At 70.7% G+C, this 19,792-nt stretch carries 15 protein-coding genes and 1 tRNA gene; 4 read left to right on the top strand and 12 right to left on the bottom strand.

The window, feature by feature from the left end:
• Window positions 1-6: 6 nt before the first annotated feature.
• Both M6G65_RS16730 and hemC read right to left on the bottom strand, forming a co-directional pair.
• Complete coding sequence (locus tag M6G65_RS16730; RefSeq protein WP_238200245.1) at window positions 7-876, bottom strand: PhzF family phenazine biosynthesis protein; 870 nt, start codon at window positions 874-876, stop codon at window positions 7-9.
• 10 nt (window positions 877-886) lie between these two features.
• Window positions 887-1,810 (bottom strand): hydroxymethylbilane synthase, encoded by a 924-nt coding sequence (gene hemC, locus M6G65_RS16725; RefSeq protein ID WP_238200243.1) that lies wholly within the window; start codon window positions 1,808-1,810, stop codon window positions 887-889.
• A 199-nt stretch (window positions 1,811-2,009) separates the two neighbouring features.
• Between hemC and M6G65_RS16720 the strand changes: the two genes are divergently transcribed.
• Together M6G65_RS16720 and M6G65_RS16715 are read left to right on the top strand one after the other, a co-directional pair.
• Window positions 2,010-2,930: a metallophosphoesterase gene (locus M6G65_RS16720; protein ID WP_250102576.1), complete on the top strand. Its 921-nt coding sequence runs from the start codon at window positions 2,010-2,012 to the stop codon at window positions 2,928-2,930.
• Window positions 2,931-2,964: 34 nt separating this feature from the next.
• On the top strand, window positions 2,965-3,465 hold the full coding sequence (locus M6G65_RS16715) for an ABC transporter ATPase (protein ID WP_250102575.1): 501 nt from the start codon (window positions 2,965-2,967) through the stop codon (window positions 3,463-3,465).
• A 36-nt stretch (window positions 3,466-3,501) separates the two neighbouring features.
• Here the strand turns inward: M6G65_RS16715 and M6G65_RS16710 are convergent, their stop codons facing one another.
• The gene (locus tag M6G65_RS16710) at window positions 3,502-5,034 is read right to left on the bottom strand and encodes an acyl-CoA carboxylase subunit beta (protein ID WP_250102574.1); all 1,533 of its coding nucleotides are present in this window, start codon (window positions 5,032-5,034) and stop codon (window positions 3,502-3,504) included.
• Between the two features lie 146 nt (window positions 5,035-5,180).
• Window positions 5,181-5,255 (bottom strand) — tRNA-Val (locus M6G65_RS16705).
• Window positions 5,256-5,551: 296 nt separating this feature from the next.
• On the opposite strand from M6G65_RS16705, the gene M6G65_RS16700 reads away from it, so the two are divergent.
• Both M6G65_RS16700 and M6G65_RS16695 read left to right on the top strand, forming a co-directional pair.
• Window positions 5,552-5,842 carry an Rdx family protein gene (locus M6G65_RS16700; RefSeq protein WP_238195345.1) on the top strand — a complete coding sequence of 97 codons (291 nt, stop codon included), beginning with the start codon at window positions 5,552-5,554 and terminating at the stop codon, window positions 5,840-5,842.
• A 55-nt stretch (window positions 5,843-5,897) separates the two neighbouring features.
• Entirely contained in the window at window positions 5,898-8,114 is a 2,217-nt protein-coding gene (locus M6G65_RS16695) for a sensor histidine kinase (protein WP_250102573.1), read from the top strand.
• 152 nt (window positions 8,115-8,266) lie between these two features.
• Here the strand turns inward: M6G65_RS16695 and M6G65_RS16690 are convergent, their stop codons facing one another.
• The 8 genes from M6G65_RS16690 to M6G65_RS16655 are packed head-to-tail and all read right to left on the bottom strand — an operon-like array spanning window position 8,267 to window position 19,503.
• On the bottom strand, window positions 8,267-9,415 hold the full coding sequence (locus M6G65_RS16690) for an ABC transporter permease (protein ID WP_238195147.1): 1,149 nt from the start codon (window positions 9,413-9,415) through the stop codon (window positions 8,267-8,269).
• Window positions 9,412-10,428 carry an ABC transporter permease gene (locus tag M6G65_RS16685; RefSeq protein ID WP_250102572.1) on the bottom strand — a complete coding sequence of 339 codons (1,017 nt, stop codon included), beginning with the start codon at window positions 10,426-10,428 and terminating at the stop codon, window positions 9,412-9,414. Before M6G65_RS16685 ends, M6G65_RS16690 begins: the two co-directional genes overlap by 4 nt.
• On the bottom strand, window positions 10,425-12,293 hold the full coding sequence (locus tag M6G65_RS16680) for an ABC transporter substrate-binding protein (protein WP_238195148.1): 1,869 nt from the start codon (window positions 12,291-12,293) through the stop codon (window positions 10,425-10,427). The genes M6G65_RS16685 and M6G65_RS16680 overlap by 4 nt, the downstream gene beginning before the upstream one ends.
• 53 nt (window positions 12,294-12,346) lie before the next feature.
• On the bottom strand, window positions 12,347-13,213 hold the full coding sequence (locus M6G65_RS16675; RefSeq protein ID WP_250104255.1) for a hypothetical protein: 867 nt from the start codon (window positions 13,211-13,213) through the stop codon (window positions 12,347-12,349).
• Window positions 13,213-15,054, bottom strand: coding sequence for an ABC transporter ATP-binding protein (locus M6G65_RS16670; protein WP_250102571.1), 1,842 nt, complete (start codon window positions 15,052-15,054; stop codon window positions 13,213-13,215). The genes M6G65_RS16675 and M6G65_RS16670 overlap by 1 nt, the downstream gene beginning before the upstream one ends.
• Window positions 15,051-17,000 carry a glycosyltransferase gene (locus M6G65_RS16665; protein WP_250102570.1) on the bottom strand — a complete coding sequence of 650 codons (1,950 nt, stop codon included), beginning with the start codon at window positions 16,998-17,000 and terminating at the stop codon, window positions 15,051-15,053. The genes M6G65_RS16670 and M6G65_RS16665 overlap by 4 nt, the downstream gene beginning before the upstream one ends.
• Entirely contained in the window at window positions 16,988-18,268 is a 1,281-nt protein-coding gene (locus M6G65_RS16660) for a glycosyltransferase family 4 protein (protein WP_238195152.1), read from the bottom strand. Before M6G65_RS16660 ends, M6G65_RS16665 begins: the two co-directional genes overlap by 13 nt.
• The gene (locus M6G65_RS16655) at window positions 18,265-19,503 is read right to left on the bottom strand and encodes a glycosyltransferase family protein (protein ID WP_250102569.1); all 1,239 of its coding nucleotides are present in this window, start codon (window positions 19,501-19,503) and stop codon (window positions 18,265-18,267) included. The genes M6G65_RS16660 and M6G65_RS16655 overlap by 4 nt, the downstream gene beginning before the upstream one ends.
• Window positions 19,504-19,792 lie beyond the last annotated feature (289 nt).

The following is a 19,792-nucleotide window of genomic DNA, read 5'->3' as shown; positions in this document are numbered from 1 at the left end:
CCGACCTCACGGCGTCGCGTTGAGCGCGACATCGCCCTCCAGCAGGCAGCCGATCGCGCGTCCGTCCGCGAAGCCGAGCCGGACGCGAATCTCCGACAGCCGGCCCATTGCCCGGCCCTGAAGGATGCGGATCGGCCGATCGTCCGGCGCAACGAGGCCGTCCTCCAGCAATCCGAAAGCGAGCGCGGCAGCGGCGATCCCGGTGGCCGCGTCCTCGGGATAGCCCGAGGCGCGCGGGAACTGCCGCGCCTCGAACAGTCGCGCCGGTCCGTCCAGCACCGCGTAGGGGTAGAGCCCGGTCGAGCCGATCCGCGTGCAGGCGGCCTCAACGGCGTCCGACGCCGGCGCCAGGGCATTGAGCGCGGCGGCATCACGCATGGGGACGAGGGTCTTCACGCGGGACGTCACGGCGTTGTGGACCGGCCGGTCCGCGAGGGTGCCGCGATCGATCCCCAGGGATGTCAGGACCGCGTCCTCCGCCTCGCCGGCGAGAGGACGGACGCTGCCGGCCGGCTGCGTGATCGCGATCGTCCAGTCCCCGTCGCCACGCGGCGCCACGAAGCCCGTCACCGCGCCACTGCCGGTGGCGATCCGCACGGTCGAATCCGGCAGCCGCCCCTCCCGAGCCAGAACCCAGAGCGTGCCGATCGTCGCGTGGGCGCACATCTCCATCTCGTGGTTCGGCACGAAGAAGCGAAACCGCAGGTCGTGAGCCCCGTCGTCCGACGGCAGCGCGAAGCCCGATTCATGGCCGTAGCGCCGCGCGACGTCCCGCATCGATTCGGCGTCGAGGCCGCGCGCCTCAGCGACGACGGGGCAGGGGTTGCCGCCCCGTCCGCCATGGGTGAACACGTCGACCAGGGTCACGTCCGGCATGGGCTGCCCTTCACTGCAGGTGGCGGGTGTAGGTCTCGCCGGCCTCGGCCTTGAGCACGGCGCCGGCCTCGCGGCCGATGCGCTCCGCCTCGGCGACCGGGCCCTGGCGGGTGACCGCCCAGTGACGGCTGCCGTCCGGCAGGAACAGCAGACCGTCCAGGGTCAGCGTCTCGCCGTCGATCTGCGCCAGGGCGGCGATCGGCGTCCGGCACGACCCGTCCAGCTCCGCCAGAAGCGCCCTTTCCGCCGCGATCGCGGTCGTCGTGCGGGCGCAGGCGATCGGCGCGAGGATCTCGTGGATCGCGCTGTCGCCGGATCGGCATTCGATCCCCAGAGCGCCCTGCGCCACCGCCGGCAGCATCTCGTCGACCGGGAGGATGCTGCGCGCCATGCCTTCCAGTCCGAGGCGCTGCAGGCCGGCCAGGGCCAGCAGGGTCGCATCGCACTCGCCGGCTTCGAGCTTGCGCATCCGGGTGTTGGCGTTGCCGCGCAGCGGAACGACACGAAGATCCGGCCGGTGCATCAGCACCTGCGCCCCGCGGCGCAGCGACGAGGTCCCCACCCGCGCGCCTTGCGGCAAGCCCGCCAACCCGTCCGCGTGCGGCGACAGGAACGCGTCGCGCGGGTCATCGCGCTCCAGGATGCAGGCGATGGTCAGTCCGTCGGGAAGCCACGTCTCCACGTCCTTCATGGAGTGCACCGCGACGTCCACCTCGTCGGCGAACAGCGCCTGCTCGAGCTCCTTGGTGAACAGGCCCTTGCCGCCGATCTCGGAGAGCGGCCGGTCGAGGATCTTGTCGGCCACCGTGGTGACGACGACGAGTTCGGTCTCCAGGCCCGGATTGGCGGCCACGATCCGGTCGCGCACCATGCCCGTCTGGGCAAGGGCCATCGGCGAGCCGCGGGTACCGATGCGCAGGGGACGATTCAACATCTGGTTCCGGGTCTATTCGCGGGACGGGACAGTGCCTTATAGACCGACCTCGGCGACAGGCCACGCTCCGCGGCCTCATTTCACCGTGCTGAACCAGCCGCCGTCAGGCCCACCGGACCCGGCGCAGCGGCGCCCCGCTTTCGCCGGACTGCGCAGCTAGCGGATCGCGGCGACCTCCAGAGCGAACAGGTATGGTGCGATGCTGATTCTGCCGAGCCGACGGCAGTTCCTGACCGGGCTCGGCGCGGGCGCGGGCACGGCGGCCGCCACGGGGGTCTACGCCTTCGACGTCGAGCCGATGCACCGGCTGGTCGTCACGTCCTACGCGCCCGCCTTGCCGAACTGGGATCCGGGCTTGCGCCTGCGGGTCGCGGTGCTCGCGGATTTCCACGTCTGCGAGCCGTTCATGCCGTTCGACCGCGTGGCGGAGATCGCCGACGCGACCAACGCGCTCAAACCCGATCTCGTGCTGCTGCTCGGCGATTACCCGGCAGGCAAGATCGCGTGGCGCAAGTTGCCGCTCGATCAGTTCGCCCGGATGATGGAGGATCTGAAGGCGCCCCTCGGAACGCACGCGATCCTGGGCAATCACGATTGGTGGGACGACAAGGCCGTCCAGAAGGCGCGGCGCGGGCCGCCCGCGGTCAAAGGACTTCTGGAGGCGCGCGGCATCCCCGTCATGGAAAACCAGGCGCTGCGCCTGACCAAGGATGGACGCCCGTTCTGGATCGCCGGCCTCGCCGACCAGCAGCCGTTCGAGGACGTCTGGACGTCCGTCAGCTACGCGGACGTGCCGCGCACCCTGGCAGCGGTCACCGATTCGGCGCCGGTGATCCTGATGGCGCACGAGCCCGACATCTTCATGGACGTCCCTGACCGCGTCTCCCTCACGCTGGCCGGCCATACCCATGGCGGGCAGGTCCGGATCTTCGGCCGCTCGCCCGCGATCCGGAAAATCTACGGCCACGATTATTCGTACGGCCACGTCGTCCAAGACGGCCGGCACATGATCGTGTCGGGCGGGTTCGGGATGAGCCGCATCCCGATGCGGTTCGGCGTGCCGCCGGAGATCGTCCTGCTCGAACTCGGCCAGCCGAATCCGGCCATCGCCGGGGCCTGACCGAGGACGGTACCCTCCGCGCCCGAACGCCGCGGTGCTCGTCTTCCTGGGCGCGCCGCGCTACCTCGCCCGGATGCGCGCAATTGTTCCCTGTCTGGCTTTCGTGGTGCTGGCGACCAGCCACGTTTCCGTTCACGCACAATCCTGCGACGCGCTCGCCGACAAGGTCACGGCGGAGACCTCCGCCAAAACCGCGGAGCGTCGCAGCGACTACGCGAGCTTCACTGCCGGGCCTGACATGACCCTGACGCTGGCCTGCGGCGGCGCGGACCTGTCCTCGGTCGGCGCGCAATTCCGCGGCGCGAACCCGCCGGACAGCTATTACGATCTCTTCGGTCAGGCCGGGCATGCGGTCACGGGCATCGATGCCGCGGTGATCACGGACGCCGCCCACCGCGCCCAGGCCACGGCTACGAAGCTGCGGCATAGCAACGTCGATCTCGGCGGAGCTCGCGTCACCTGCTCGGCAATGGTCTCGCCCGAGAAGGGCCCTCTGACGCTCTGCGCCGTGATCGAGAACAGCAACCGGAGCTGAGGCCGGCGGCGAGCGCCGCCGGCACACGATCCCGCCTCAGAGCGGGATGTTGTCGTGCTTCTTCCAGGGCTGCTCCATCTCCTTGGTCCGGAGCATGCCGAGCGCCCGGGCAATCCGGCGCCGGGTCGAGTGCGGCATGATCACCTCGCCGATGTAGCCGCGCTCGGCCGCCACGAACGGCGACAGGAACCGATCCTCGTACTCGCCCGTGCGCGCCGCGATCTTCTCCGGGTCGCCGAGCTCGCTGCGGAAGATGATCTCCACCGCGCCCTTGGCGCCCATCACGGCGATCTGCGCCGTCGGCCACGCGTAGTTCACGTCGGCGCCGACATGCTTCGACGCCATGACGTCGTAGGCCCCGCCGAAGGCCTTGCGGGTGATGATCGTCACCAGCGGCACGGTCGCCTGCGAATAGGCGAAGAGAAGCTTGGCGCCGTGCTTGATCAGGCCGCCATATTCCTGCGCCGTGCCCGGCAGGAAGCCCGGCACGTCCACGAAGGTGACGATCGGGATGCCGAACGCGTCGCAGTAGCGCACGAAGCGGGCGGCCTTCCGCGACGCATCCGAATCGAGCACGCCGGCCAGAACCAGGGGCTGGTTGGCCACGAAGCCGACGGTCCGGCCCTCGATCCGGCCGAAGCCGGTGATGATGTTGCGCGCGTAAGCCGCCTGGATCTCGAAGAAGTCGCCCTCGTCCACGACCCGCCGGATCACCTCGCCCATGTCGTAGGGCTTGTTCGGGTTGTCGGGGATCAGCGTGTCGAGGGACGCGTCGAGGCGATCGACATCGCCGAAGCTCTCGAGTTCCGGAACGCCGTCGATGTTGTTGGCGGGGAGGAAGTCGAGCAGGCGGCGGATCTGGAGGATCGCCTCGACGTCGTTCTCGAAGGAGCCGTCGGCGATGGACGACTTGGTCGTGTGCACCTTGGCGCCGCCGAGTTCCTCGGCGGTGACGACCTCGTTGGTCACGGTCTTCACCACGTCGGGGCCGGTGACGAACATATAGCTCGTGTCGCGGACCATGAAGATGAAGTCGGTCATGGCGGGCGAGTAGACGTCGCCGCCCGCGCAGGGGCCCATGATCACCGAGATCTGCGGGATCACGCCCGAGGCCATGACGTTGCGGCGGAACACCTCGCCATAGCCGCCGAGCGCCGCCACGCCCTCCTGGATGCGCGCGCCGCCGGCATCGAAGATGCCGATGATCGGGGCGCGCATCTTCAGCGCCATGTCCTGGACCTTCACGATCTTCTGGGCGTGCGCCTCCGAGAGGGAGCCACCGAACACCGTGAAGTCCTTCGAGAACAGGAAGACGGTCCGGCCGTTGATCGTGCCCCAGCCGGTGACGACGCCGTCGCCGGGGATCTTCTGCTTCTCCATGCCGAAATCGGTGGAGCGATGCTGCACGAACATGTCGAACTCCTCGAACGACCCGTGGTCGAGGAGGAGTTCGATGCGTTCCCGCGCCGTCAGCTTGCCGCGCTTGTGCTGGGCCTCGACGCGCTTCTCGCCACCGCCGAGCCGGGCCTGTGCCCGCCGCTCTTCGAGCTTGTCGAGGATATCCTTCATGGTCGTTTCCGCCCCTTCCCCTGCTCGTGACTCGCAACCCGGAACGGGCCGGGTCCAAGCTTATGCGTTCGCCGATCGTGCGCCCTTAGCACGCGCGTTTCGGGTGGCAAACCGACGCGATTGTCAGATTTTCGGGGGGAGGGGGATGGTGGACGGTGCAGGGATCGAACCTGCGACCTTTCCCGTGTGAAGGGAACGCACTACCGCTGTGCTAACCGTCCGTACCGGCGCACCGCCGTCAGCGGACGCCCTATGGTGGCCAGCGCTTGAAGGCGCGGCGACCCGGTGGCCGGCCTTCTAGGGCGCGGCGACCCGGGACGTCAAGCACGGCGCGCGACGTTCCTGCGCTCTGAAGCGGTGCAGCCGTCCGAAATCCGACGCTGCGATGTATGAGCCCGCACCGGAAGTGCGGCCGCCCTGATGCCGTGCAGTTGACAAGGCGGGGCCCGCAATGCGCTGTTCCGCCATGCACGAGAAGCCAGCGGGCGCGGAGCCCGACAGCGACGTGACCACCGAGATGCAGGCGCCGGTGAACCGGCCGCGCGTCGCGATCACCTACTGCACGCAATGCAACTGGCTGCTGCGCTCGGCCTGGATGGCGCAGGAGCTGCTCTCGACCTTCCGCGACGATCTGGGCGAGGTCGCCCTGATCCCCGCGGCAGGCGGCGCGTTCCGCATCGAGCTCGGCGGCGCACTGCTGTGGGAGCGCGTGCGCGACGGCGGCTTCCCCGATGTGAAGGCGCTGAAGCAACGGGTCCGGGACCACCTCGACCCGGAGCGCGATCTCGGCCATATCGACCGATCATGAGGCGAGGGAACGGCGAGGAGCCCGCGGGGCACCGCGGGCCGGGGGCGGGCCCCGCTTGAGTCCGGATCACCAGTCCGAGGGCGGCGGCGTTCCGGCGGTGATCCCCGCGCGCCGATCCTGGCTGTCGCGGCGGCTCCACCGCTTCTCCGGCAACGGCTTCTCGACGCAGGTCTACCTGATCGCCCTGGTAATCGCCCTGATCGGCCCGGGCCTGCTGTTCACCAGCATCCTTCTGATGCGCTACGCCTCCGCGGAGCGGGCCCGGTTCGAGCAGGACGCCCGCGAGAACGTGCGCGGGATCGGGCTATCCCTCGACCGCGACACGGCAGGGCTCGTGTCCGTCCTGCAGACGCTGGCGACCTCACCGCGGATCCGCCAGGGCGACTTCGACGCCTTCGACGCGCAGGCCCGCCTCGTGCGCGAGTCGATCGACCTGGATGTGCTGCTCCGGCGCCCCAACGGCCAGGAAGTGGTCAATACCGGCGTCCCGCGCACCGCGCCGCTGCCAGTGGTTCCGCTGCCGTTCGATCAGGAACTCTCCCGGGGCACCCAGCGGGCGATGGTGAGCGGCTACGTGCCCGGCCCGACCCCCGCAGAGGCGTCCTACGCGGTCGGCGTGCCCGTGATGATGGACGGGGAGGTCGCCTACATCCTGAGCTTCACGGTGCCGCTCGCGCGGCTTCAGGGCATCCTGTCGCGCGAGGTCGTCCCGGGCTGGACCACGGGGATCAGCGACCGCTCCGGCATCGTCTTGGCGCGCCTGCCGGATCCCGACGCCGTGGTCGGTCGTCAGCGGCTCGCCAGCCTGCGGCAGGTCCAGACGGCGACGCCGGGCGTGTGGGAGGGCCAGGATCGCCAGCACAAGCCCGTGGTCGTGATCGAGGCGCGCTCGCGGCTGACCGGCTGGATGGTCGCCACCAGTATCCCGCAGAGCCTCGCCGACGCGCGGGTCAGGCGCTGGATCTGGGCTTTCGCGGGCTTCGGCCTGCTGGTGCTCGCCACCTCGTCGCTGCTCGCGGTCAATCTCTGGTCGCGGGTGTCGCGCCCGCTCCGCCTGCTTGCCGCCTCCGGACCGGCATTGGCCCGCGGCGAGGCCATTCCGCGCGTGCCCTCGCCGGTCCACGAGATCCAGCGGCTCGGCGCGGTGCTGTCGGATGCCTCGCTGCGGTTGCGGACGCGGGAGGAGGAGCGCGACCGCGCGCTCGCCGACACGCGGCGCGGCCTGACCGCCCTCAGCGAGAGCGAGGCCCGGTTCCGCCACATGGCCGATTCGGCGCCGGCGCTGATCTGGATGACCGATGAGACCGGCGCGGTCAGCTTCGCGAACCTGCATTTCGAGCACGTCTTCGGCCTGCCCGCGGCGGAGTTTGCAGACGACGGCTGGCATCGGATCGTGCATCCGGACGATCTTCAGACTTTCCGGACAGCCTTCGGCGAGGCCTTCGCGGAACGCCAGCCGTTCCGCATCGAGGTCCGTGTCATCGACAAGGACGGGGTTGTGCGCTGGCTTCAATGCGAGGGCGTCGCGCGCCTCGATGATGACCACAACTTCCTCGGCTATACGGGCTGCAACATCGACATCTCGGACGCGAAGAACGCCGAGGAACACCTGCTGCTCCTGATCCACGAGCTGAATCACCGGGTGAAGAACACCCTGGCGACCGTCCAATCGATTGCGGCCCAGTCCCTGCGCGGTCTCGAAGGCGCCGAGGCCGACGCCGCCCGGGCCGCGTTCGAGGCGCGTCTCCTGGCCCTCGCCCGCGTGCATGACGTCCTGACCCGCGAGAGCTGGGAGGGCGCCGAACTTTCCGCGGTGGTGGCGGACGCGATCCGGCCGCTGGAGGCGGGCGATGGCCACGCATCCCGGTTCCGCGTGATCGGGCCGGCGCTGCGCCTGCCGCCGCGGCTCGCGCTCTCGATCGCCATGGCGCTGCATGAGCTCGGCACCAACGCCGTGAAGTATGGGGCGCTCTCGACCGAGGGCGGCTGCGTCGAGATCTCCTGGACGGTGCGCCGCGAGGCGGAGGCGCACCTGTTCTTGCGTTGGGCGGAGAGCGGCGGGCCGCTCGTGAAGAAGCCGACCCGCACCGGGTTCGGCTCGCGTCTGATCGAGCGCAGTCTCGCCCGGGAACTGGCCGGCGAGGTGACCTTGACCTACGAGCCGAGCGGCGTGGTCTGCACCATCAACGCGCCGGTACCGCCACCGGGCCTGCTCGAGCGGAAGAGCGTCGCCGCCCCGACTCGGATCGCGCCGCTTCCCCTGGCGGGGTAGGCGGCAGAGGCGGCGTCAGCGCGAGCGCAGCGAAGCGACCCAGGGCAGCGCGCGTTCGGTGATTGTCGCGCCGCTGTCTTGCTTCGCTTCGCTCGCAATGACAGCGTTGCTGCGACCGAAGCCGGGTCCAATCAGCCCGTCGACCGCCTGCCTCAGTGATACGGATCGGCGGCGTCGCGCAGACCGTCTCCCAGGAAGTTGAAGGCCAGCACCGTCACGAGGACCGGAAGAACCGGCAGCAGCAGCCACGGGTAGAGCTGCACTGCGGCCAGATTCTGCGACTCGTTGAGGAGGACGCCCCAGCTCGTCACCGGCGGCCGGAGGCCGAGACCCAGGAAGGAGAGGGCGGTCTCGCCGAGGATCATGGTCGGGATCGACAGGGTCGCCGACGCGATCAGGTGGCTCATGAAATTCGGGATCAGGTGGCGGCCGATCACGCGGGTGGGCGAGGCGCCCATCAGCTCGGCCGCCTGCACGAAATCCTCCTCGCGCAGCGCGAGCAGCTTGCCGCGTACCGCCCGGGCGAGGCCCGGCCAGTCCAGCAGCCCGAGGATCACCGTGATGCCGAAGAAGACGAGGAGCGGGCTCCAGTTCGGTGGCAGTGCGGCCGAGAGAGCCAGCCACAGCGGCAGCTCGGGCAGGGACCGCACCACCTCGATCAGCCGCTGCACACCGGCATCGACCAGGCCGCCGAAATAGCCCGCGATCCCGCCGAACAGCAGGCCGAGGGCGAACGAGATCGCGACGCCGACGAGGCCGATGGTGAGGGAGATCCGGGCCCCGTAGATCAGGCGCGAGAACAGGTCGCGGCCGAGCTTGTCGGTGCCGAGCAGGAACAGGGTTCCGGTCTCGGGCGGACAGACGAGGTGGAAATCGGTGCGTACGAGGCCGAGCCAGTCGTAGCCGTCCCCCCGGCACAGGAAGCGCAGGGGCTGAGGCGTCCGCGTGTCGACGACGTAGTCCCGACGGAACGTGTCGAGGTCGAGATGGGCCCGATACGGATAGACGAACGGGCCGACGAACCGCCCCTCGTGAAAGAGGTGCACGCCCTGTGGCGGCGCGTAGAGGAAGTCGCCATTGCGCCGCGCCTGGCCGTAGGGCGCCAGCACCTCCACGAACGGCACTGTGGCGTAGAGAGCGAGCAGGATCAGCGCCGACGCAACCGCCAGGCGGTGGCGCAGGAACTTGCGCAGGATCAGCCGCCACGCGGATGCGGTGCCGATCGAACTCTCGGCCCGTGCCTCCGGCTCGAACGGCGCGGGATCGACGAAATGGCCGGCTGCGGGGGCCGCGTCGGTCATCGTAAGCCCATGCGGATGCGGGGATCGAGCCAGACCAGGGTCACGTCCGAGATCAGCATGCCGACCAGCGTCAGCGCGGCGACGAACATCAGGATGAACCCGGCCATGAATTGATCCTGGCTGCGCAGGGCGTCGAGGAGCAGCGGCCCCACGGTCGGCAGGCTCAGCACCAGGGAGACCAGCACGGATCCGGAGACGAGGTGCGGCAGCAGGTTGCCGATATCGGCCACGAACGGGTTCAGCGACATCCGGAACGGGTATTTCAGCAGCGCCCGCAGCGGCGGAAGGCCCTTGGCGCGGGCGGTGACGGTGTAAGGTTTCGCCAACTCGCCGAGGAGGTTGGCGCGCATGCGCCGGATCATCGCCGCGGTGCCGCCCAGCCCGATCACCAGCGTCGGCACGATCAGGTGCGCGAGCAGCGAGCGGACCTTGGTCCAGGTCCAGGGCTGGTTGGTGAGGGCCGAATCGTAGAGGCCCCCGATCGAAAGTCCGAAGTATCGGTTGGTGTAGAACAGCAGGATCAGCGCGAGGAGGAAGCCCGGCACGGCCAGGCCGACATAGCCCAGGAGCGTCACGACCGCGTCGCCGAACGTGTGCCGGTGCGTCGCCGAGTAGATCGCGGCCGGGATCGCCACGACGTGCACGAAAATCACCGCGGTGATGTTGATCAGCAGCGTCAGCCAGAGCGCATCGCCGACGACCTCCGCCACCGGCTTGTCGTACTCGAACGACCAGCCCCAATCGCCCTGCAGCAGGCCGGAGAACCCGGCCGGTCCCGGCATGGCGCCGATCCACATCAGGTATTGCTGCCAGACCGGCCGATCGAGGCCGTACTGGCTGATGAGCAATTCGGCCTTCGCCACCGAGCCCGCGTCCCCGGTGGCGCGCAGCTCCATGATCCGGTTGGTGAGGTAATCCCCCGGCGGCAGCTTGATAATGACGAAGACGAGCGCCGAGATGACGAGGAGCGTCAGCGCCATCGTCACCAGGCGGCGGAGGATCTGGACGATCACCGGACCTCCGCGCGCTTGTCGGCGCCCTTGTCCCAGAACAGCTCGTCGAGGCGCTGAACACCGATCATCGCGGTGGGCTCCCAGGAATAGAGGGCGCGTTTCGGCAGGTTGATCAGGCGGTCGGCGCCGACCACCGGCTGAAGCGCGCCCGCCACCGTGCCGATCACCCAGGTGTTGCGCGCGTGGTTCATCAGCATCTCGCGCCAGATGTCGGCCTGCTTCCCGGAATCGTCGGTCTCGCGCCACGCGCGGTCGAGTTGGATCAGCCGCTGCACGTCCGGGACGTCGCAGGGCTGCCCGCTCTTGCCACGACTCTCGACGTTCAGGCTCCAGAGCGGCCAGGCGTAGTGCTCCGGCTGGGCCGGGCTCAGCTCCGTGGGCGGCATGATCGCGGTCGGGACCGCGAGGTCGAGGCCCTGCGCGGCGACCATGATCGTCATGCCGGCGATGGAGCGCCTGCGCAGGTTCGTGCGCTCCTGGGGCTTGGTGATCAGGCGGATGCCGACCTCGCGCCAGAACTCCGTGATCAGCAGCAGCGCGTCGAGCACCATCTCGGCCTCGCCGTCGCTCTCCACGACGAGCTCGAGGGCGCGGCCGTCCGGCATCAGGCGCGTGCCGGAGCCGTCGCGGCCGGTCAGTCCGATTGCATCGAGCAGCGCCGAGGCCTGCGCGGGATCGTAGCCGGCGTTCAGGGTCCGCAGCTCCGGCGAGAACAAAGGGCTCTCCGGCACGATCGTATCGTTCCCCTCCGTGCCGATGCCGAACAGCAGCGTGTTGTTCAGCGTCCGCCGGTCGATGGCGAGCGACAGGGCGTGGCGGTAGCGGACGTCGCGATTGAGGGCGCGCCAGACCGGGTCTGCTGTGGTGAGGTTCGGGTAGAGCGCGATCTCCGATCCGCGGGCCACGGGCCACAGGTTGGTCCGGTACTGGTGCGCCTTCTCGCCCTCCTTCAGGCTCGGGATGTCGGGCATCGCCAGGCCGCGGAACATCAGGTCGGCCTCGCCGGCATTGGTCTTGGCGACCAGCAGTCCTTGCGAAGCTACATCCATCACGAGGGTGTCGACATAGGGCAATTGCGTGCCGGCCGTGTCGACCCGGTGGTAGCTGCGGTTCCGCTCGAAGCGGAACCGGGTCGCCGGCGACCGGGTGCGCGGCACCCATCCCTGGAGGGTCGGACAGTCCGGGTTGTTCAGCTCGTAATTGTCGTCGAGGCGGTTATGCAGCGCCGCCCAGCTGCGCAGCTTCTGCGCCTTGGCCTTCGCCTCGGCCGCGTCCTTGCCGACGTAGCGGGTATGGTACGGCTTCAGGTAATGGGACGGGCGGTAGATCAGCGGGTCGCGCGGCGCGGCGAGCGCTGGGAGGAAGGCCGGATTCGGCCGGTCCCAGCTGTAGCGGACGGTGACCGGATCGAGGAACTCGACCTGCGGCGGCTTGCCGTCGACCAGGAAGAAGGCCGGCGGTCCTTCCGGGCTCAGCGCCTTCTCGTTGGCGACGTCCTCCCAATAGTAGCGGAAATCCTCCGTGGTGAACGGGTGCCCGTCCGACCAGCGGTGGCCCTTACGGAGGATGAAGGTGAAGCGTCCGCCCTCGACATCGACCCGCTCCAGCAGGTCCGGCCGGAGGTTGAGGTCGGCATCGTAGCCGACGAGCCGCGTGTAGCCGTAGACCGACAGGTAGCGGACGTCCCGCGCCTTGGCGATCAGCGTCCGGATCGTCCCGCCGGCGGTGCCGAGCTGCCGCCCATGGGCGGTGAGATCGACAATCAGCGGGGAGGTCGGAGGGGCGGGTGCCTCCGCATCAGACCAGCCCGCGCGGGGCCACAGAACCGAGGCGCCGAGGCCGGACAGGAGGGCGCGGCGGGACACGCCGCCGGCGCTCCGTCCGCGAGGCGGGGCACCTCTGCGCGCGCCAGGACGGCTCACGGGCCACCCCGCAGCGTTACCGAGGTGAGCCGCGCCGGCGAGTAGCCGGTGGCGCGGTGCAGGTCGCCGAAGGCGTGGGACCGCACGATCAGCCCGGCCGCCTGCCGGACAAGCGCGTCGTCGGCCGGCTGCTCGAACGCGCGGCCGTTCCGGGTCCAGCGGATCGGCTCCGGGCTGCGCTCGGGTCCGGTGATCATCGCGATCGTCGGATGCGCCGGGCCGCCATGGGCGTGGATCCGGTGCCCGGCGGCGTCGTCGTCGAACAGGAGGCGCGTCAGTCCGCGCGCCTGCGCCTCGACCACCCGCCGCCCCTGAGCGACATGGTCGCCGAAGAACGCCACGGTGGCGGCCGGATCGAGCATGGACCAGTCGGCAGTGGACCAGTCGGCGGTGCTGTAGCGGGCCTGCGGGTCGCGGTACTGGAGGCCCGAGAGATCCGGGTCGTGGCAGAAGATCCTGGCGCGCGGGCAGGCCTGCCGGATCACCCAGGTGGTGAGCCCGCGGAAGACGCCGGATTCGATGACGAAATCCGGCTTCAGCGCCCGCATCGCGACGTAGAGCTGGAGGGCGCCGTTGAAGCCGCTGCCGCCACGGCGCTGGCGGACCGGGGCGGACGGGATCAGGTCCCAGAACGTCTGCACCTGCTCCAGAACGTCGCCGTCCGCGGGGATCCCGGCGGCCGCGAGGTCGCGCTCCAGGATCGCCGCCGCGGATTCCAGCAGCGTCGTCACCTCGCGCGGCGAGGTCGGGCGGTGGCTCCAGTCCGGCGCGGCCGGAACGAGATCGTAGCCCAGGCGGTCGAACAGGGGCGACAGCACCTTGCGGCGCAGGCGCTCCAGATAGACGGGCGGCCGCGGCTGCATCACGCCGCCTCCGCCGCGCGGGCCGTACCGAAGCGGACGCGGTGGCCGGCCTCGATCGCCTGCATGGTGCCGGCCTCCTCGGCCCCAAGCCGGTAGGGCTCGGCCCAGCGCGAGGGATCGTTCTGCTCGCCCGTGATCGCGGCAAAATCGAGCGGGTGGTCGAGGCTCGGATCGGGCACCGCCGCCAACAGCGCCCGCGTGTAGGGATGGACCGGGCGGCGGAACAGGGCGGCGCGAGGGGCCTCCTCGACGATCCGGCCGCGGCACATCACGCTGATCGTGTCCGCCATGTAGTCGATCACTGCCAGGTTGTGGGAGACGATGAGGTAGGACAGGCCCAGTGCTGCCTGAAGGTCCTTGAGCAGATTCAGGATCTGCGCCTGCACCGAGACGTCGAGGGCGGAGACGGGCTCGCCGAGGACGAGCAGCCGCGGCTTCGCGGCCAGCGCCCGCGCGATGCCGATGCGCTGGCGCTGGCCGCCCGAAAAGGCGTGCGGGTAGCGGCCGAGGCCGGCTACGTCGAGGCCGACCATCGCCATCAGCGCCCGGCAGCGCTCCCGCCGATCGGCGGCGGGGACGCCGTGGATCTCCATTGGCTCGGACAGGATCTGGCGGACCGTCATGCGCGGGTCGAGCGAGGCGTAGGGGTCTTGGAAGACGAACTGCACCGTGCGCCGGTAGGCGAACAGAGCGTCGCCGCTCAGGGTGTGGACGTCCCGTGGGCCGGTGCCGTCGCCGAACAGGATGCGCCCCGAATCCGGCTGGAGCGCCCGCATGATCATCTTGGAGACCGTGGTCTTGCCGGAGCCGGATTCGCCCACGAGCCCGAGGGTCTGGCCCGCCGCGAGGCTCAGCGAGACGTCGGAGACCGCGTGGACGAGGCGGGGCTTCTGCCACAGGCGGCCGGCACGCAGCGTGAAGGTCTTGCTGACGCCCTCGACCTGCAGGAGCGGACCTGCGAGCGGCGGTCGCGCCTGGACCGGCGGGATCTCGGCCCGGGCCGGACGGATCGGCGTGAGCCGCTCGCCCGGCGCCATGTCGAACCGGGGAACCGCGTGGAGCAGCGCGCGCAGATACGCGTGGCCCGGCGCGCGCATGACCGTGTCGCGCGGGCCGGCCTCCACCAGGCGGCCGCGATACAGGACCGCCACATCGTGGGCGATGTTGGCGACGACGCCGAGATCGTGGGTGATGAGCAGGATCGCCATCCCGGTCTCCTCCTGGAGACGGGCGAGCAGGGCGAGGATCTGGGCCTGGGTGGTGACGTCGAGCGCCGTGGTCGGCTCGTCGGCGACCAGGAGGGCCGGCTTCAGAATTAGCGCCATGGCGATCATGGCGCGCTGGCGCAGGCCGCCGGACAGCTCGAACGGATAGGTCTTCAGGGCCCGGCGCGGATCCGGGAAGCCGACCCGGGCCAGTGCCTCCTGGGTTCGCGCGTCGGCCTCCCGCCGGTCGACTCCGGTATGGATGCGCAAAGCCTCGCCGATCTGGTCGCCGATCGTGTGCAGCGGCGACAGGCAGGTCATCGGCTCCTGGAAGATCATCGCGATGCGCTGCCCGCGGATCGCCCGCATCGCCGGACCCTCGGCGGGGAGCCGGGCGATGTCAGCCTCCGCGGTACCGTCGCGGAACAGGATCTGGCCACGGGTGATGGACGCGGAAGGCGGCAGGATCCGCAGAATCGCCTGCGCGGTCACGGATTTTCCCGATCCGGACTCGCCGACGAGCGCCAGGGTGCGCCCGCGCATGACATCGAGGGATAGGCCGTGCAGGGCCTCGAACGGTTCGGATTCGGTTCGAAAGGCGACGGCAAGGTCGCGGATGGACAGCAGCGGGCTCAACCAGTCCTCGCGATCTGTGGGACTGAAGAATGCGGCGACGGACCGTTGGTGTCCATTGCGGCATCGTCGAAAAGCTCGCGCGGATCGAGCGCGCGGATTGCGGGATGCTTGAAGAGACGTGCCAGCAGCGCCTCCACGAAGTCCCAGATGGCCGGGTCATGAGCGAGATGGTGGGTCAGCAGGCCGACCGGCCGGCTGGGTTCGCGGGCGATGTCGGCGGCCAGATCGCGCAGCAACGCCTCTGGATCCCGCAACGAGCGGGACCCACGCCAGTCGATTGGGTCCAGCGTCGCGTCGATGCGGCGGAGGCCCGGGACGGGCGCTTCGGGCACCGCGGAGAGGCCGCGATAGCCGAGATCCGGCAGGGCGGCCGCCAGCGTCGGTGCGAGCCGGTTCCAAGGCGGTACGAAAACCGGCAGCAGGACCGGACCGGGCACGCGCTCCCGCGCGAGGCGAAGGCCGTACGCGGCATCGGCCAGGAGCTCGGCGTGCGGCCGGTGCGCGCCGAACTCTGCGGGTTTCTCACCGCTGGGCGCGTGATTGCGATGCGCGAGGCCGTGAACCGCGACGCTCACGTTCTGAGCCGCGGCGAGCCGGCGGCCGAGGGCGGGCTCGATCCCGGCCGGTATGGCGGCGAGCAGGAGCGGCGCGGCGTGGGCCGCAGCGAGCGCGAGCAGCCGGTCGAGGGCTGGCGTCGCGGTGACCGCGTCGTCGTCGCGCCAGAAGAACTGGACCTGCCGGCCGCGCGACGCGGCCTCGTTCAAGGCGCGGTCCAACGGATCCGATCCGGTGCCCGCCGCGGGCCCCCGCGACATGCGCTGGAGGTTCGCGAGCAGCGCCGCCGTGATCTCGACCGATCGACGGGCGCCTCCGAGATCGAAGCCATGGGCGTCTGGCGCCGGCGCGACGCTCCGAGCCTCGACCGCGCGGAGCAGCGTGTCCGCGGTGAGATCCGCCTCCGGCAGGACCTCGGCGAGGCCGTGGGCGGCCAGGCGCTCGGCGCGCAGCCGCTGCTCGGTCTCGTCCCCGGCCTCGAACGGGACCAGCACAGCCGGCGTCCCGGTGGCGAGCAGATCCGTGGCGGTGTTGTAGCCGCACTGACTCACCGAGAGTGCCGCCGCCGCCAGCAGGCTGCGGTAATCGGGCCGGGCGCGGCCGAGCACGCCCTCCGGCAGTGCGTGTCCGATCGCGCGTAGATCTGACTCGGGGACACCGTGCCCGGCCAGGATCTGCCAGCCGAGGTCGGGCCGCCGCCGGGCGGATTCGGCGGCCGCGCGCAGCAGGAGCAGCCCGGCCGGACCCGACCCCGCGGCCACCAGCACGCCCGCGCGCGCGGCGGCCGGGGCCGGGCGGCTGCCCTCGCCGACGTACCCGGTGTAGCGGATCATCGCGCGTGTCCGGCCGTCGAGCGGCCAGGACGCGTCGAGCGGCACCAGCGCTGGATCGCCGTGGACCAGGACGGCATCGTAAAGCGCCGCCACGCGGTCATGCGCCTCGGCGATCCGCTCCGGCTTGGACGAGGCGACCAAGATGTCCCGCACGGAGGCAAGGACGAGCGGGCGCGGCCTCAGAGCGCGGGCGGCTTCCACCAGGGCGAGAAACTCGGCGGCGAGCGCCCGTCGGCCGAACGGGAACAACTCGGTGATGACCGTGTCCGGCCGAAATGACGCCAGGGTCTCGATCATCAGGGCACGGCGGGAATTCAGCAGCGCCGCATCCGCCGGCTCGCCATCCGGGCCGAGCGGCGTCGCGAAAGCCGTCCCGGCGACGCGCAGCGGCGGCAATTGTACGAGGCGCACGCCGTCGAGCCGCACCATCGGGGCCGGAAAGCCGCCGGACACCAGCATCGCGTCGTGCCCGGCCTCGACGAAGGCGCGGGCGAGGGCGGCGGCGCGGGTGAGATGGCCGGCGCCGAGGAGATGCGTCACTGCGATCAGGACGCGCACGCGGACAACTCCTGTTCGCTCGCCGAGGCGGCGGCTCCGAGCCCCGCGGAGGCACGAAGCCGGCCCGCGATCAGGTCGATCGCGGCTTCCTCCGAGAAGTCCTGCACGAGCCGTGCCCGCGCGGCCTCACCGAAGCGCCGGCGCAGGGCCGGCTCGCCCGCCAGGCGTTCGAGGGCCGCTGCCAGGGCTGCGGGCTCGCCGGGCGGGACCAGCACGCCGTGCACCCCGTCGGTGAGGAATTCCGGCGTGCCCGCGAAGCCCGTCGCGAGGATCGGAAGGGCTTGGCTCGCGGCCTCCATGAGCACGTTCGGCAGCCCGTCCCGGTCGCCGCCGGGCGCGGGCTTGGTCGGCAGCACGAACAGGTCCGCCTCGCGCATGGCGGCGATCACGTCGGGCTGCGCCAGCGACCCGCGGAACGACACCCGTGCCGACAGGCCGCGCGCCTCGACCTGCGCCTCCAGGGCGCGCCGCGTCTCGCCGTTGCCGATCAGGTCGAGGCGCCAGTGCAGGCTCGCGGGCAGGGCGGCGACGGCGTCGATCAGGTCGTCATGCCCCTTCTTGGCGACGAGCCGGCCGACGCAGAGGAGCCGGAGCGGCGCCGCGGGATCCGAACCGTCACGGGGTGCCCGCGTTGCGGGCGGGGCAGGGAAACGGCTGAGGTCGAGGCCGTGGTAGGCGAGCAGCGTCCGGCCCGGCGCCAGGTGATCGAGGCGTGCGAGCCCGTCGCGGGTGCAGGTCACGCCCCAGACGGCGTCGGTGAGCTTCTCGCGCAAGTCCCAGTCCGGGGTCGTCCAGATGTCCTTGGCGTGGGCGGAGAAGCTCCAGCCGCGGCCGGTCAGAAGCGCGGCATAGCGGGCGACGCTGGCAGGCGTGTGAAGGAAATGCACGTGGAGATGCGCCACGTCGGCGGGCAATTCCCGCGCGAGGACCAGGGCCTGCCCGAGCCGCCGGATCCGCGAGGCGGTCGGGTCGCGCCGGAAGTCGCGGGCGAACAGCGTGAGAAGCGCCGGGAAGCGCGGTCGCCGGAGCGCGGCGACCAAGCCGGCGAGCACGCGCAGCGGTGCGTCGCGAAGATATTCGGGAAGGTAGGCGACCGGCGCCTGGATCTGCGTGTGCATCGGGTGCCGCGCCCGATCGGTCGGGCGGCGCAGCGACCAGATCTCCAGGGGCAGGCCGCGCCGTTCGAGGGCGAGCAGTTCCTGCGCGATGAAGGTTTCGGACAGCCGCGGGTAACCCTTGAGCACCACGGCGACCCGCGCGGGCTTCACGAGAACGCCCGCACGCAGGAGGACTCCAGAGCGGCGCCCGCCAGGGCACGAACCCTGCGGGCGACCGCGTCGAGACCGTCGAGCAGGCCCGGAACCAAGACCCGCGACGGCTCGGACTGATCCGGAAGGGCGCGCAAGGCCGCAGCCATGCGCTCCGGCGCCCGGCCGTCGGCTTCCATCAGAACCCGGACAAGCCCCAGCCGCTCAGCCGCCTGCGCGCGGATCGCCTGTTCCCGCCGCGGTTCGGTGCGCGGGACGAGGATGGCGCGCCGGTCGAAGGACAGGATTTCGCAGAAGGTGTTGTAGCCGCCCATCGCCACGACGCCGGACGCCTTGCGCATCAGAAATTCGATCTCGCTGTCGAAGGTGATCGCGGAGATCCGCCCGGCGAGCCTGCGGATGCGCGCACCGAAGCGCTCGCGGGTCTCCGCATCGAGGAACGGCCCGAATGCGATGAGGGCGGGGAGGGGAATCCCGGGATCGATCTCGTAGGCGCCGATCACCCAGTCGATGAGCGCCGCGCCGTCGCCGCCACCCCCCGGTGTCACGAGGATGAACGGGCCGGACGCGATGGCCGGCTCCTCCCGGTCGGCACGCGGCTCGGGCAGCGCCCGGCGGAGATAGCCGGTGTAGATCAGGCGCTCGCCGATCCGCGCGGCCATCTCGGCCTCCATCGGCAAAGCCGCCAGCGGCTCGTGGATGCGGCTGAGGCCGTAGACCCAGATCTCGTCGTAGAAGCGCGCCATCGTCTCGGCCGCACCCTTGCGCTCCCACTCGGGAACGAGGCGGTCGGCATCGCCGAGCACGTCGCGGAGGCCGAGGACGAGCAGAATCCCGCGGCTCGCGGCCGCTTCGAGCACCGGCATCAATTCGCCGTGGAAGCCCGCGGGCTCCTTGTCGACGATGACGAGGTTGGGCCTGAAGTCTTCGCAGGCCCGCACGATGATCGAAGATCGCTGGGCGACCGTCCGAGCGAGGGGGATGTCGGCGTCGAGGCTCGCGTAACCGCCGTCGCGGAACTTCGTCACCGGCGGCAGCCGGACCGTGCGCACACCCGGCGCGAATCCGAAACGGTCGATCACCGGCGAGCCCGACACGATCGTCGCTCGCGCCCCCCGGTTGCGCGCGACGATCGCGTTGGCGATCGCCCGCGAGCGCCGCAGATGGCCGAGCCCGAAGGTGTCGTGGCTGTAGATCAGGACGCGTGGGGCGGGAGACGCCTCGTCCACTCGCATCAAGGAGACCGCCCCGTTTGACGGCGCAAGGATCGCAGCCGCCGCCCTCTCGCACAAGCCGGGCCGCACGGCAAACAGCGCGGTCGCTGGCTGGCGCGCCGACGGTCACACGCGTGACGAAATGCGGCTCACTCACCGGCGAGGATTTTCGACAAGCGGTGAGACACGCCGTCTTTCCGGGGTGCCGAAGGCGAGCCCGGACCCGGAGGGGCACGCCGGAGGCGGGCAATCCAGAACCGCTGTCCGTGCAAAGCTCTGGCGCGTCGGTGGGTCTGGATTCCGGGCTCCG

This window comes from Methylobacterium tardum (assembly GCF_023546765.1).
Lineage (GTDB): Bacteria > Pseudomonadota > Alphaproteobacteria > Rhizobiales > Beijerinckiaceae > Methylobacterium > Methylobacterium tardum.
Note: the sequence above shows the minus strand (reverse complement) of the source record. Positions and strands in the feature narration are given on the sequence as shown.

Excerpts from the sequence above, each read along its gene's own strand:
- M6G65_RS16720 (WP_250102576.1), top strand. The coding sequence starts at position 2,010 with ATGCTGATTCTGCCGAGCCGACGGCAGTTCCTGACCGGGCTCGGCGCG.
- M6G65_RS16730 (WP_238200245.1), bottom strand. The coding sequence starts at position 876 with ATGCCGGACGTGACCCTGGTCGACGTGTTCACCCATGGCGGACGGGGC.
- M6G65_RS16675 (WP_250104255.1), bottom strand. The coding sequence starts at position 13,213 with ATGCAGCCGCGGCCGCCCGTCTATCTGGAGCGCCTGCGCCGCAAGGTG.
- M6G65_RS16655 (WP_250102569.1), bottom strand. The coding sequence starts at position 19,503 with ATGCGAGTGGACGAGGCGTCTCCCGCCCCACGCGTCCTGATCTACAGC.
- hemC (WP_238200243.1), bottom strand. The coding sequence starts at position 1,810 with ATGTTGAATCGTCCCCTGCGCATCGGTACCCGCGGCTCGCCGATGGCC.
- M6G65_RS16690 (WP_238195147.1), bottom strand. The coding sequence starts at position 9,415 with ATGACCGACGCGGCCCCCGCAGCCGGCCATTTCGTCGATCCCGCGCCG.
- M6G65_RS16710 (WP_250102574.1), bottom strand. The coding sequence starts at position 5,034 with ATGAAGGATATCCTCGACAAGCTCGAAGAGCGGCGGGCACAGGCCCGG.
- M6G65_RS16700 (WP_238195345.1), top strand. The coding sequence starts at position 5,552 with ATGCAGGCGCCGGTGAACCGGCCGCGCGTCGCGATCACCTACTGCACG.